General features: G+C 68.8%; 10 protein-coding genes. All 10 read right to left on the reverse strand.

Going from position 1 to position 13,735, the window contains the following annotated elements; translation table 11 throughout:
* Window positions 1–9 precede the first annotated feature (9 nt).
* Genes H4W80_RS49730 through H4W80_RS64085 form a run of 10 tightly spaced genes read right to left on the reverse strand, consistent with a single transcriptional unit; the run spans window position 10 to window position 13,482 of the window.
* On the reverse strand, window positions 10–1,410 hold the full coding sequence (locus H4W80_RS49730) for a DUF5060 domain-containing protein (protein WP_318787422.1): 1,401 nt from the start codon (window positions 1,408–1,410) through the stop codon (window positions 10–12).
* Window positions 1,407–2,837, reverse strand: a complete 1,431-nt coding sequence (locus tag H4W80_RS49735) for an ABC transporter substrate-binding protein (RefSeq protein ID WP_192791458.1) — start codon at window positions 2,835–2,837, stop codon at window positions 1,407–1,409. Before H4W80_RS49735 ends, H4W80_RS49730 begins: the two co-directional genes overlap by 4 nt.
* Entirely contained in the window at window positions 2,834–4,018 is a 1,185-nt protein-coding gene (locus tag H4W80_RS49740; protein WP_192791459.1) for a sialidase family protein, read from the reverse strand. Before H4W80_RS49740 ends, H4W80_RS49735 begins: the two co-directional genes overlap by 4 nt.
* The gene (locus H4W80_RS49745) at window positions 4,015–5,079 is read right to left on the reverse strand and encodes a sialidase family protein (protein WP_192791460.1); all 1,065 of its coding nucleotides are present in this window, start codon (window positions 5,077–5,079) and stop codon (window positions 4,015–4,017) included. Before H4W80_RS49745 ends, H4W80_RS49740 begins: the two co-directional genes overlap by 4 nt.
* On the reverse strand, window positions 5,076–6,116 hold the full coding sequence (locus H4W80_RS49750; protein WP_318787423.1) for an ABC transporter ATP-binding protein: 1,041 nt from the start codon (window positions 6,114–6,116) through the stop codon (window positions 5,076–5,078). The genes H4W80_RS49745 and H4W80_RS49750 overlap by 4 nt, the downstream gene beginning before the upstream one ends.
* Window positions 6,113–7,108 carry an ABC transporter ATP-binding protein gene (locus H4W80_RS49755; RefSeq protein ID WP_318787424.1) on the reverse strand — a complete coding sequence of 332 codons (996 nt, stop codon included), beginning with the start codon at window positions 7,106–7,108 and terminating at the stop codon, window positions 6,113–6,115. The genes H4W80_RS49750 and H4W80_RS49755 overlap by 4 nt, the downstream gene beginning before the upstream one ends.
* The gene (locus H4W80_RS49760; protein WP_192791462.1) at window positions 7,083–8,213 is read right to left on the reverse strand and encodes an ABC transporter permease; all 1,131 of its coding nucleotides are present in this window, start codon (window positions 8,211–8,213) and stop codon (window positions 7,083–7,085) included. Before H4W80_RS49760 ends, H4W80_RS49755 begins: the two co-directional genes overlap by 26 nt.
* A gap of 6 nt (window positions 8,214–8,219) precedes the next feature.
* Window positions 8,220–9,218, reverse strand: coding sequence for an ABC transporter permease (locus H4W80_RS49765; protein ID WP_185072329.1), 999 nt, complete (start codon window positions 9,216–9,218; stop codon window positions 8,220–8,222).
* 9 nt (window positions 9,219–9,227) lie between these two features.
* Window positions 9,228–11,210: an ABC transporter substrate-binding protein gene (locus H4W80_RS49770; RefSeq protein WP_192791463.1), complete on the reverse strand. Its 1,983-nt coding sequence runs from the start codon at window positions 11,208–11,210 to the stop codon at window positions 9,228–9,230.
* Between the two features lie 16 nt (window positions 11,211–11,226).
* Window positions 11,227–13,482, reverse strand: a complete 2,256-nt coding sequence (locus H4W80_RS64085) for an Ig-like domain-containing protein (protein ID WP_192791464.1) — start codon at window positions 13,480–13,482, stop codon at window positions 11,227–11,229.
* Between the last annotated feature and the right edge of the window lie 253 nt (window positions 13,483–13,735).

Consider the following 13,735-nt stretch of genomic DNA (forward strand, 5'->3'; position numbering starts at 1 on the left):
AAACCATGATCACACCCTCGTCATTCGCAGTGTCATCCGCAGGGCCAGGTACGGCCGGCGTGGCAGCCCGACGCGCACCTGGTCCCGGTGCACCCCGTCCACCGGGGTGATCGTCATGTTCCAGGCGTCGATCAGCTCCACCTCGTACTCCCCGCCGGGCAGCTCGACCGTGACCTCCGAGGGCTGGCGCCGCCCGAGGTAGCGCAGGTGCACGCCGTCGCGGCGGGCCTCCATGACCTCGCGCAGGAACGCGATCCTGGCCGGGCTCTCGCCGTACAGTCCGCCGCCGTTGCCGATCCACGCCCGTTCCTGGAAGCCGGCCAGGCTCTCGCCGTGCCCCACGTAGCCGCCGCGGGTCATGCCCTCCCAGAACCGGTCCACCAGCTCGGCGCCGGTGACGTTGCCCCAGCGCTTGCCGATGTTCCCCTCGTAGGAGATCTCGTCGATCACCACGGGCTTGGGGCAGGCGCGCAGCCACTCGTCCGTCAGCGTGGCGTCCCAGTGCTGGATGCTCTGGTGGGTGATCCACGGCTTGGTGTTGTCGTACAGGGACGCCACCTCGTACATCCGGGTCCCGTTGTGGATGGAACGCAGGTGCTCGTACGGGTCCAGCCGCTGGATCGTGCGCAGGATGTCGTCCCAGTCGCGCACGGTCTTGGCCCGGTTGAAGTCGTACTCGTTGGCGGCCGACCACCACACGTTGCGGTAGGCGGCCAGGCGGGCGATGACGTGGCGCAGGTAGGCGTGGTCGGTCTCCCGGCCCATGTCCTCGACGCCGCGCAGGCCGCCGTCGTACGGATGGAAGAGGATCACGTCGGCCTCGACCCCGAGGTCGCGCAGGTCGCGGATCCTGGCCTCCAGGTGGCGGAAGAAGGCCGGATTGAACCGGGTCTTGTCCAGCCCGTCGGGGTCCCGCCCGGCGAACGGCACCTCCGGGGGCGCCATCTGTCCCGTCGGCAGCACGCACATGCGCAGCTTGTTGAACGGCGAGGCCGCCAGCGTCCGCAGCGTCTCGCGCTCGCGCTCCTCGTCCAGGTCGTGCGTCCAGTGGTAGCAGGTCGTCCCGAACGGCAGGTACGGCGTCCCGTCGGCGTACGCGAAGCCCGTCCCCACGGCCCGCACGGGCCCGTGGTTGCCGTCGGAGGCGGGCGTCACCTCGAAGCCGCCCTCGTGCCCGTCCAGCTCGCTCATGTTGCTGACGGTCGTGAACCGCCACGGACCCACCGCGTCCGGCATGAACCGGACGCGGTAGACACCGTCGCCGTCGTAGAAGCCCTCGGCCTCGACGACGCGGTTGCGGTAGCGGTACCGGGCCGACAGGCGAACCTCCGCGAAGGGGTTGCCGCCTGCCGGTCCGGCCAGCTCGATCTCGTGGACGTCCCAGCGCTCCACGGTCGCGGGAGAGGTCACCAGTCCTTCCCGGCGGCGGCCTGCGCCTTGATGTAGGCGGGGATGTCCTGCTGCTCGGAGACGGTCAGCGACTGCTCGGCCGTCATGCCGTCACGCAGCACGTGCTGGCGGAAGACCGAGTACAGCGGCAGGTCCCAGAACTCGGTGTTCTGGTAGTTCGACACTGCGGCGTTCTCGCCCCAGTAGACGGCCGAGGTGTCGATGCCGGCCAGTTCGGGGACGCTCTTGCCGAAGTTCGACACGACATTGTCGGTCTGCAGGACGGCCTTGATGCCCTGCTTGGACAGCTCGGTCTGGGCCTCCTCCGAGACCAGCCACTTGACGACCTGCAGCGCCTGCTCCTTCTTCGCCGAGGTCGGCGGGATGAACGCGGCCCGGGTGTTCGGCTGGTAGATCGCCTTGGAGTCGCGCGTGAGCACCGGGATGGAGGTGACCCCGATGTCGACGCTCTTGGCCTGCTCCTTGAACGCCTCCTCGTCCCCGTCCTCGATGAACAGCTCGTTGCCGGCGTACATGTTCAGCCGCGACAGCGTCTCGACCGCCATGGCCAGGTGCCCCGGCCGGCTCATGTCGCCCTTGAAGAAGTCGGTGACGGTGGTGAAGTCGTTGCGCGGGATCTCCAGGAAGCGGTACAGGTTCTCCACGTACTGCTTCCAGCCGTCACCGCTGATGCTGACCTTGACCTCTTCGGGCTTCGGCTCCTCGCTCGAGGTGGGCTGGAACGGGTAGAGGCCGAGCTGGTTGAACTCCAGGTACTGGTCGGGGTGCTGCATGTAGCCCTTGTAGTGGTCCAGGCCGTCGTCCCTGGTCAGCTTCTTGGCCAGCTTGTAGGCGTCGTCGTACGTCATGCCGAGCTTGGGGTACTTCACCCCGAACTTGTCGAAGATCTTCTTGTTGTAGAGCAGCACGTGCTCGTCGATGAACAGCGGCACGCCGTAGACCCCGCCGTCGGAGCGCGACTTGACCAGCTCCACGCTGGCCTTGTTGAGCTTGCCCAGGTCGATGCCGGCCTTCTGCAGGTCGGCGGTGAGGTCGCCGACCCAGCCCATCGGCTCCAGGTCGCGGTCGATGCGGGACTTGGGGTCCTCGATGATGATGTCGGGGGTGACCCCGGCGCTCTTGAGGTTCTCGTAACGCACGGGGAGGTCCCACGTCGCGTACTTGATCTTGACTCCGGGGAACGCCGCCCGCAGCTTGTTGCCGATGATCTCGTCGAAGACCCTGGTGCCCTGCCTGTTCCCGTCGACGCTCGACTCGAACGGCTTGTAGTTGGCGGCGAAGATGAACAGCTCGTCGTCGCAGACGCTGAACGGCTGGTTGTACTTGTTCGGCACGTCCTTGCAGGCCGCGGCGGAAGCGTTGGCGGGAGCGGCGACGACGGTCAGAGCGAGCGCGAGCAGCGCTAGCCCGCGGGTCTTGTGCTTCATTCGGTCTCCCCCTTGGAAGGCGTGTAGCTGCACTGGCGCACGACGTTCCGCCGGACGCCGTTCTTGAATTCGGTGATCGTGTGCTCGGGCCAGTTCGACAGCAGGCCCACGGCGTCACGGAGGTAGGACTCGTTGAAGACGACGTGCCGGATGTTGTTGCGGTTGTAGGAATAGACCAGATGGATGAAGCCGTCGGCGCTCTGCGTCATCACCGGGTAGGTGAACTGCGGCCCCGACTGCGCCTCCACGTCGACGGAGTTCTCCCAGGTGCGGCCCTTGTCGGGAGACAGCGACACCCGCATGGGGGAGCGGTGCTCGACCCAGGGGTTGTAGGCCAGCACCAGCTTGCCGTTGTCCAGCTTGAGCGCGGCGATGCGCGAGTTCGGGTTGCCGATGGGCTCGGCCACGGGCGCGCTCCAGGTGCGGGCGAAGTCCGTGGACACGCTCTTGTAGATCGCGCCGTCGCCGGTGCGCATGTAGGCGACCAGCTTGCCCGGCTCGACCTCGACGACCGTCGGCTGGATCGAGCTCCTCGCCGTCCTGATCCAGCTCGTGTGCTCCTCCGGGTACGCCTTCCACGAGCTCATGTCCTGGCTGAAGACGTAGAAGCCGGAGCTGGACTCCGCCTCGTCGTAGATCGGCAGCAGCACCTCGCCGTTGGACATGCGGATCGGGTTGGTGCCGACCATCCACCCCCACTCCTTGCGGATGGAGGCCGGCTCGCTCCAGGTGTGGCCGCCGTCGTCCGAGGTGATCAACCGGATGGGCGCCTGTTCCCAGCCGTGCCCCTCGATCGTCACGAAGAACAGGTAGAGGCGCTTGCCGTCCGACCACAGCACCGGGTTGCCGTCGGCCTTGCCCGGCTCGTCGAACACCACCTCGGGCTTGGACCACGTCTTCTTGCCCACCGCCAGGCGCGACAGGTAGAGCGCCTGGTTGGGCGCGCCCTCCGAGGTGCCGCCGTAGTAGACGGTCAGGATGTCGCCGGTCGGCGCCTGCGCGATCGCGGCCGCGTGCACCTTGGGCACGTTCGGGTCCGGGGCGGCCACGTCCTGGCGGCAGGCGTACGAGCCGGTCGGCTCCACCCGCACCACGCCGCCGCCGCCGTCGTCGATGAAGTACGACGGGACGGCCACGGCCGCCGCCAGCGCGCCGTACAAGATGCTCTGCCTGAATCTCATGGCTGGTCGATCTCCAGATATTTGATGGTCTTCCGCAGGTAGGAGTAGGCGACGTGAAGGCGTCCGCCGCCGCCGTCGATGACGCTCGGGTAGGAGTAGCCGAGCTCGTTCTGCCAGTACTCGGCGTCGGCGTCCTGCAGCACCCGCCGGTGCGGCCACCGGGCGCCGCCGTCCTCCGACACCGCGAGCACCAGAGGGGTGCGCAGTGCCTTCCTGCGCCGCTCGCCGTTCTTGGTCACCCATCTGAACTGGTCGCGCTCCAGGCTCGCGTCGTTGTAGACGAGCGCGAGCCGGCCATCCACCCTCGTGAGCTGGACGGAGGAGTCGTTGTTGGGCAGGTCGGTCCGTTCGGGAGCCGACCACGTGCGGCCGTCGGCGGAGGCCGAGGCGTGGACGCGGCCCGCCCTCCGGTCTCTGAACAGCGCGAGCAGCCGGCCGTCCGGCCGCCGCGCGATCGTCATCTGCACCAGGTCGCGGCTGCCGGGGACGGGGTGCTCGGCCCACGTGCGCCCGCCGTCCGCGCTGATCTCGACGACGCTGCGGTCGCCGGAGGCCCCGCAGTGGTAGGCGGGCAGCACCCAGGTGCCGTCGTCCAGGATCAGCGGCGGGTGCCGCACGAAGATCCCGGGCTCGGCGAGCAGCACCCAGGGCTCGCTCCACGTACGTCCGGCGTCCGCCGAGGTCCTGGCCACGACGTGCGCGCTCTTCTGGTCGTACGGCTCGCTGGAGGTGTGCAGCAGCCAGAGCAGCCCGTCCGCCTCGAACAGCACCGGGTTCTGCTCGCTGCGCTCCGGGTCGGCGGCGATCACCTGGGGCGGCTCCCAGCGGTCGCCGGCCAGCCGCGACAGCACGACGTCCGTGCCGGGATGGCCCTCCTCGGGGCCGCTGAACCAGGCGCACAGCAGGTCGCCGCCCTGGGTGCGCAGCAGGTTGGCCGCGTGGTTGTCCGGGCCGTGCGGCGCGGGCAGCAGCGCCTCGCGCACGCCCGGAACCGATGGCCTGATGATGCCGTCGAAACGTGGATCGCCGTGTTTGATTGGTCGCTCGCTTCGCTCGCTCATGCCTTCACCTCCCGTACGTCCGGGTCCGGCACGCCGCGCAGCTCCAGCTCCTCGGCCAGGTGGCAGGCCACCCGGCGGCCCCCGACCTCGCGCAGCGGCGGCGGCTCCGTACGGCAGGTGTCCCTGGCGTACACGCAGCGCGGGTGGAACGGGCAGCCCGGCGGCACGTGCGCCGGGTCGGCGATGTCGCCCAGCAGCTTGATCCGCTCCCGGTGCCGCTTGGCCGCCGGGTCCGGGTCGGGCACCGCCGACAGCAGCGCCTCGGTGTACGGGTGCAGCGGCCGCGCGTACAGCTCCTCGGTGGGGCCCTGCTCGACGACCTTGCCGAGATACATGACCGCGACCACGTCCGAGACGTGCTCGACGATGCCCAGGTCGTGGCTGACGAACAGGTAGGCCAGGCCCGATTCCTCCCGCAGGTCCGTCAGCAGGTTCAGGATCTGGGCGCGGACCGACACGTCCAGCGCGCTCACGGCCTCGTCGGCCACCACCAGCCGGGGCGACAGGGCCAGCGCCCGCGCGATCCCGACCCGCTGCCGCTCGCCGCCGCTGAAGGCGTGCGGGTAGCGGTTGGCGTACTCGGGGCGCAGGCCCACCCGGTCGAGCAGCTCGCCGACGCGCTCGTCGATCTCGTCCTTGGAGCCGTACCCGTGGGCCCGCATCGGCTCGCCGATGATCTGGCGCAGGGTCTTGCGCGGGTTGAGCGAGGAGTGCGGGTCCTGGAAGATCATCCGAACCTGCGCCCGGTACGGCTTGAGTTCCTTCTCCTTCAGCCCCGCCACGTCGATGACCGAGCCGTCCGGCCGCCGGTAGAGCATGCGCCCGCCGGTCGGGTCGTGCGCCCGCACGATGCACCGGCCGAGCGTGGTCTTGCCGCAGCCGGACTCGCCGACCAGGCCGAGCGTGCTGCCCGGCTCGATGGCCAGGTCGACCTCGTCCACCGCCTTCACCGCGCCCACCTGGCGGCCCAGCAGCCCGCTGCGGATCGGGAAGTGCTTGGTCAGCCCCTCGATGCTGAGCAGGGGTTCCGTGCTCACGCTTCCTCCTCGTAGAGCAGGCAGGAGACCTCGCGGTCGGCCATGGGGATGCGGCGCGGCAGCACGACGTCGCACTTCCCGGCCACGACGGAGTCGCAGCGCGGGTGGAACGGGCAGCCGTCCGGGCGCGCGTACGGCGGGGGCACCATGCCCTTGATCGCCGTCAGCCGCGTCCGCGAGGCCCGCCCGAGCCGGGGCATCGAGCGCAGCAGCGCCCGCGTGTACGGATGCCGGGGCGCGGCCAGCACCTGCTCGGCCGCCCCGTACTCCACGACCCGGCCCAGGTACATGACCGCCATGCTGTCGGCCACCTGCGCGGCCACCCCCAGGTCGTGCGTGATCAGCATGATCGCCATGCCGAAGTCCGCCTGCAGGTCCCGCAGCAGCTCCAGGATCTGCGCCTGGGTGGTCACGTCCAGCGCCGTCGTCGGCTCGTCGGCGATGAGCAGGCTCGGCCGGCACGACAGCGCCATCGCGATCATCGCGCGCTGCCGCATCCCGCCGCTCAGCTCGAACGGGTACGCGTCCACCCGGCGCTGCGGCATGGGGATGCCGACCCGGTCGAGCATCTCGATCGCGCGCCGCCGGGCGGCGGCCTTGCCGACGTTCTCGTGCAGCCGGACCGCCTCGACGATCTGGCTGCCGATCGTGTGCACCAGGCTCAGCGAGGCCATCGGCTCCTGGAACACCATCGCGATGTCCCGCCACCTGATCTGCCGCAGCAGCCTGCGGTGCGCGCCGACCAGCTCGACGGGGCCGCCCTCGCGGTGGAGCGTGATCCGGCCGCCCTCGATGTGGCCCGGCGGGTCCACCAGGCGCAGGATCGAGCGGGCCATGACGCTCTTCCCGCAGCCGGACTCGCCGACGATGGCCAGCGTCTCGCCCTTGCGCACCCGCAGGTCCACGCCGTCCACCGCGCACACCACGCCGTCGTCGAGCAGGAAGTGGGTACGCAGGTCCTCGATCTCAAGCAGCACGTCGTCTGCGCCCACGCCGCACCCTCCTGTTCCCGTAAGGGTCGGCGGCATCGCGCAGACCGTCACCGAAGAAGTTCATGGCCACCACGACCACCACCACCGCGACGCCCGGCGCCAGCAGCCAGGGCGCGTTCGCGACCACGCGGACGTTCTGGGCGCCCTCCAGCAGCACGCCCCAGCTCACCGCCGGCGCCTGCAGGCCGAGCCCGAGGAAGCTCAGGCTCGTCTCGCCGAGGATCATGCTCGGGATGGCCAGCGACAGCGACGCGATGATGTGGCTGGCGAACGAGGGGATCATGTGCCGGAAGATGATCGACAGCCGGCCCACGCCGTCCAGCCGGGCGGCCATGACGAAGTCCTCCTCGCGCAGCGACAGGAAGCGCCCGCGCACGTCCCTCGCCAGGCCCGTCCACCCGATCAGCGACAGGATCACCGTGATGGCGAAATACCTGGTCAGCGGCCCCCAGTCGGTGGGGAGCGCGGCCGAGAGCGCCATCCAGAGCGGCAGCGTCGGGATCGCGATCAGGAACTCGATGACCCGCTGCACGGCGTTGTCCACGCCGCCCCCGAAATATCCGGATATGCCGCCTATGAGCATGCCGAGTAAGAAGCTGGCCGCGACCCCCACCAGGCCGATCGACAGCGACACCCGGGCCCCGTGGATGAGCCTGGACAGCAGGTCGCGCCCGTTCTGGTCGGAGCCCAGCAGGAAGACGGGATCGCCCTTGGTGACCGGGCCGATCAGGTGGACGTCGGACGGGATCAGGCCCAGCAGCTCGTACTCGTCGCCGTGTACGAACAGCCCGACGTCGATCCGCCGGCCGGGGTCCTCGGTGTAGCGCTGCTCGTACGTCTTCGGGTCGCGCTCGGTGCGGTAGCCGTTCACGTACAGGCCGAGGTCGCCCGAGAAGCGCAGCACCTGCGGCGGCGCGTACGTCATTGACGTGTTCGCGGTCGCGCTGGACATCGGCGCGAAGAACTCCGCGAAGATCGCCACGAAATACACCGGCACCAGGATGGCCATCCCGGCCAGCGCGAGCCGGTGCCTGCGGAACTGCCGCCACATCAGCCGCCACTGCGGCAGCGTTCCCACTTCCTTGGTCGGTCGCCTGAGGAACATGCGCCGCTACTCTCTCTTGTACCGTTTGCGGATTCGCGGGTCCCACCACGCCAGCGCCAGGTCGCTCACCACGGTTCCGATCACGGTCAGCGTGCTGAGGATCATGATGAAGCTGCCGACCAGGTACATGTCCTGGTTCATGACGCCGTTGAGCAGCAGCGGGCCGCCGGTCGGCAGGCTCATGACCACCGACACGATCGTCTCCCCGCCGATCAGGCCGGGCAGCAGCCAGCCGACCGTGCTGAAGAACGGGCTGAGCGACATCCGCACCGGGTACTTCAGCAGCAGCTTCCACTCCGGCAGGCCCTTGGCCCTGGCCGTGTGCACGTACGGTCGATACAGCTCGTCCAGCAGGTTCGCCCGGGTGACGCGGATCATGCCGGCGGTGCCGGACACGCCGATCACCACGATGGGCACCCACAGGTGGCCGAGCAGGTCGAGGACCTTGCCCAGGTTCCAGGCGGCGTCCTGGAACTCGGGGGAGAACAGGCCGCCGACGCTCTGGCCGAAGAAGCGGAAGCCGACGTACATGAGGATCAGCGCCAGCATGAACTCCGGCACCGCCATGCCGATGAACCCCAGGAACGAGAAGCCGTAGTCGCCCCACGAGTACTGCTTGACCGCGCTGTAGATGCCGATCGGGAACGCGATCGCCCAGACCATGAGCAGCGAGCTGATCGACAGCACCGCCGACAGCGCGACCCGCTCGCCGATGAGCGTGGAGACCGCCTGGTTCCAGGCAAACGATTGACCAAAATCGCCGTGCAGGAGGATCGCCGTGATCCAGCGCCAGTACTGCACCAGGAGCGGGTCGTCGAGGCCGTACCGGTGCCTGAGGTTGGCGATCTCAGCCGGAGTGAGGCCCTCGCCGCCCGCCTGCGCGTTGGCCACGAGCGTCGAGACGTAGTCGCCCGGCGGCAGGTTGATGATGACGAACGTGACGATCGAGATCGCCCAGAGCGTCACCACCACGTACACCAGGCGGCGGCCGAAGTAGCCCAGCACGTCGGCCCCTCAGAGGGAGTACTGCTCGGGCTGGGTCGGCCCGGGCGTGGGGAGTGCGTTGGCCATCGAGTCGGGCACGTTCTTGAAGCCGTTCGACACGATGCCGTACTCCTCCGGGTACGTGCTGATCCCGATCGCGTAGAACTGCTGCGCCGCGATCTCGATCACCTTCCTGGCGGACTCGATCGCCTTGGTGGTGTCGAACTCGGTGCGCATCGTGGTGAACGCCTCCAGCTGGTCGCGCACCTCCTTGGGCGGCTCGTCGCCGGCCTTGCCCTTGCTGCCGTACCACTGCGCCCAGCGGATGGCGTAGCGGGCGCTGCCGGAGTTGCTCGGCACGTAGTAGTGGTCGCCGCCGGTGCCCGTGATGATGTCGAAGTCGCTGCAGGTGTACGTGGAGGCCTGCGGCTGGTTCGCCATCGTGCGCTCGGTGAACAGCGTGCCCGCGACCGGGTCCACCCGCAGCCCGACCCCGACCGCCTCCCAGCCCTTCTTCACGAACTCCAGCGCCTCGGTGTGGTGCGGGAACTCGGTGCTGGCCATGACCGTGACGACCAGCGGCTTTCCGTCGGGACCCAGACGCTTGCCGTCGGCGTCCTTCTTGGTCAGCCCGGCCTTGTCGAGGTGCTCGTTCGCCTTGGCCACGTCGAACTCGGTGTACTGCTTGGCGAACGCCTCGTCGTAGACCACGTTCCGCTTGGACGGCGCGGCCTGCCACGGCTCGCCCTGGCCCGCGTACACGCCGTCGATGATCTCCTTGCGGTTGATCGCGTACGACAGCCCGATCCTGAAGTCCTTGTTCCTGAACAGCTCGCGCAGGTCGTCGTCCCCGACCGTCTGGTTGAACTGGATGATCATCGTGTTGCTGAGCCGGCTCGGCACGTCGAACAGCCGGTACTTGCCCTTGGCGGCGTTCTGGGAGACCAGCGGCTTGTTCTCCGGCGTGTTGAAGTTGCGCAGCTGCATGCCGATCTCGCCGTTCATGATCTTCAGCAGCTCGACCTGGACGTCGCCCAGCACCTCCGCCCGGTAGCGGTCGATGTACGGGAGCTGGCGCCCCTGCTGGTCGACCTTCCAGTAGTACGGGTTGCGCTCGGCCACCAGCGCCGTGCCCTTGCCGATCGGGTTGGTCACCTTCCAGGCGTGCAGCGTGGGCTGGTCGGCGTTGTGCCACGGGTCCTGCTTGAGCATGAACAGCTGCGTCCAGTCCTCGAGCTGCTGGTCCTTGGCGAGCTGGTCGGCGTCCGGGTTGTACTTCTTGTGGAACTGCTTGAGATAGTGCTTGGGCAGCAGGAACCCGCTCAGGCCGGGCCGCTCGAACGTCGCGACCGCGATCTGGAACAGCAGCCCCGCCTTCGGCTCCTTGTAGACGTAGCGGACGGTCCGCTCGTCCACCTTCTCGACCTTCACCCGCTCGGTGGTGCTGCCGTTCTCCAGGAAGAGGTCGTAGATGCCGGTGGTGTGCAGGTCGTGGTACGTGGCCACGTCCTCGAAGGCGAACAGCAGGTCGTCGGCGGTGCACGGCTGGCCGTCCGACCACTTGAGGCCCTCGCGCAGGCGGAAGACGTATTCCCGGCCCCCGTCCTTGACCTCGAACTCCGCCACGTTGGCCACGATGTCCTCGGCGCCCTTCTGGCCGTTCGTGCCGGGCTTGAGCCTGACCAGCGGCTCGTACCCGATGGTGTTGATCAGCCAGTCGATGTCGTCGTCGCCGACGATCGCCGAGGCCCAGGTGCCGCCGTACGCGCCCGGCTCCTTCAGCGGCGTGACGACGAGGGGGTTCTTCGGCAGGCGCTGCTCCAGCGGCGGCAGCTTGCCGCTCTTGACGAGCTGCGCCAGCGCCGGGGACTCCTTGGCGGACATGTCGGCGGCCTGGACGGCGCCGCCCGTGTCGGGGCTGGTGTCGAAGAAGCTGCAGCCGGAGGCGGTCGTCAGCAGGAGGAGACCACCGCCGCGGAGGAGGTTCCTCCTCGTCAACGGGTGCTGGGTCATAAGGGGGTGCTCCGTTCTAACGATTGACCTTCACCAGGCTGAACCTGGCCGTGGTGTAGGCGTGGACCGCGTTCGCCTCCTGGTTCCCGTCGACGGCGAGGCCGATGTAGAACCGGCCGGTCCGCATCGCGATGCGCTCGTAGCCGATGCGGTCCCAGTTCAGCGAGTTGGACGACAGGAAGGCCTCGAACTCGTTGTCCCCGGTCAGCAGGCTCCGGCAGACCAGGCGCAGCCAGTACGGCTTCTTCGGGTTCAGCGGGTCCTCGCCGGCGGCCGGCCAGATGCCGACGCTGGGCTGGTTGCCGTTCGAGGCGACCCTGATGGCCTTGGCGCGCATGCCGGCGCCGTCGTCACCGCTCGCGGACAAGCCGATGCCGGCCATCATGAACGGTGAGTTCGGCGCGAGGTCCTGGCGCACCATGATGCCCGCGACGGCGTCGACGTGCCCCATGCTGATGCTGTCCACCCGCGCGGTGATCTCGATGACCTCGCCCCGCTGGCTGAACCCGACGGCCTGGTAGGCGAAGTGGAAGGAGTCCTTCCAGCCGGCGATCTTCCCGGACCCCTTCAGCGTGAGCACGCCGTCCTTCAGCGCCGTGCTCCCGGCGATGGGCACCTCGCCGATGTCCTTCGCCGTCCACGGCTTGTGGGTCATGGTGCGGGTGACGTGGATCGGCACGAGCGACGAGGTGGTCGCCGACCCGGTGCTGTCGGTCGCGCGGGCCGTCAGGCAGTAGGTGCCGTCGGTCGCGTCCGCCCAGGTCGCCTGGTACGGAGCCGCGGTGGCCTCGCCGATCTTCTTGTCACCGTGGAAGAACTCGACCTTGGCGATGGACGCGCCGTCGAGGGCCTTGGCGTCGGCCTGGACGACGATGGACTGCTGGTCCGTGGCCGCCGCGAACACCTGGTCGATCTTGGGGGAGACGATCGCCACCTCGGGGTTGCGGGCCCCGGCCCGCTGGATGGAGTTCAGGTAGCGTTCCAGGTTCGTGTAGCCGCTGCCGTCCACCGTCTTGGCGTCGTCGGCGCTCTCCGGGTTCAGCCCCTGGGCGGTCTCCCACTCGTCCGGCATGCCGTCGTGGTCGCTGTCGGCCGGAGCGGGGATCTCGGCCGGTGACGGCAGCCAGCCGCCCACGTCCTTCTGCGAGTTGATGTGCCGCCCGGTGCCGGTGCGCGCCTCGTTGACCAGCCGGGCGTCGATGGCGTCCCGCCGCGGCAGGATGGCTCCGGCCTGCTCCAGGACCGTCGCGAACGCCTGCTGCGCGCTCTGCTCCGTGATGCCGTTCTCGAACTCCACCGGCCTGGGCCGCAGCGTGATGCCGCCGGTCGGGAAGGTGATGCCGAGCGTGTTGTCGGCCGTGATGTCGGCGTGGCCCTCGACCGCGTTGCCGCTGACGTGCCACTCGCCGAACCGGCCGGGGGCCGCGATCGTCCTGGCGATCGGGGCCAGCGTGTTGGGGCCGGGCTTGTAGTAGTTGCCGACGATGTTGATGCCGTTGGACCACTCGCCGCCGTAGCAGGACGTGATCCCGGGGTTGTAGATCACGTTGTTGCGGTGGTCCACCACCAGGCTCATGCCCTCGGTGAAGCTGAAGCGCGGGTTGCGGCCGTTCTCGTGGATGAGCAGGTTGTGGTGGTAGGTGATGGTGTCGCCGCCCCACAGGCCGCCCATGCCGTGCCGGCCCTTCGGGTGCACCGAGTTCACCAGGCCCTCGGAGACGACGCACCACTGGACGGTCACGTTGGTGTTGCCGTAGACGGAGAAGCACTCGTCCACGCCCCAGCTGAAGGAGCAGTGGTCGATGATGAGGTCCCGCACGCCACGGGCGCCGAAGGTGTCGATGGCGGTGCCGAGCTCGTCGCCGCCGCGGAAGCGCAGGTGGCGCAGGATGATGTTGTCACCCTTGATCTGCGTCTCGTTGCCGATGACGGTGATGCCGTGACCGGGGGCGGTCTGGCCGGCGATGGTGAGGTTCGAGCCGGTGATGTCGAGCCCGCCCTTGATCCTGATGTTCCCGGAGACCCGGAAGACCACCGTCCCGTCGGACTTCGCCACCGCCTCGCGTAACGACCCGGGGCCGTCGTCGTCGAGAGTGGTCACCTCGTACACGGCGCCGCCCCGGCCGCCGGTGGTGTACATCCCGGCCCCCTCGGCGCCGGGGAAGGCGGGCACGCCCTTCGCCTTCACCTTCGGCGCGATGGTGGGGGTGGGGCTGGGCGTGGGGCTCGGGCCGGCCGCCGCCGCCACGCCGGAGGTGTCCGCCCATGCCACTGCGGGGGGAACCAGCGCCGCGGACCGCACGAAATCCCGGCGACTGAATTCTGATTGCTGGCGATCGAAGCCTTCGGCCTCGCTCATGCGAAACGCTCTCTTTCTGCCCCGAATAGACAGGGCTGTGCCGTCTTTCGGCACGACTCCGGACCACGCTGTCGCTAACTGAGAATTTTTATTCAGCCATGAATGGAGTGGATTCATCACATCGTGAACGACACGGTTGTGACTGTCAAGACCGCTTTCCGACCCG

Origin of the sequence: Nonomuraea angiospora (assembly GCF_014873145.1) — a bacterium.
Taxonomy (GTDB): domain Bacteria; phylum Actinomycetota; class Actinomycetes; order Streptosporangiales; family Streptosporangiaceae; genus Nonomuraea; species Nonomuraea angiospora.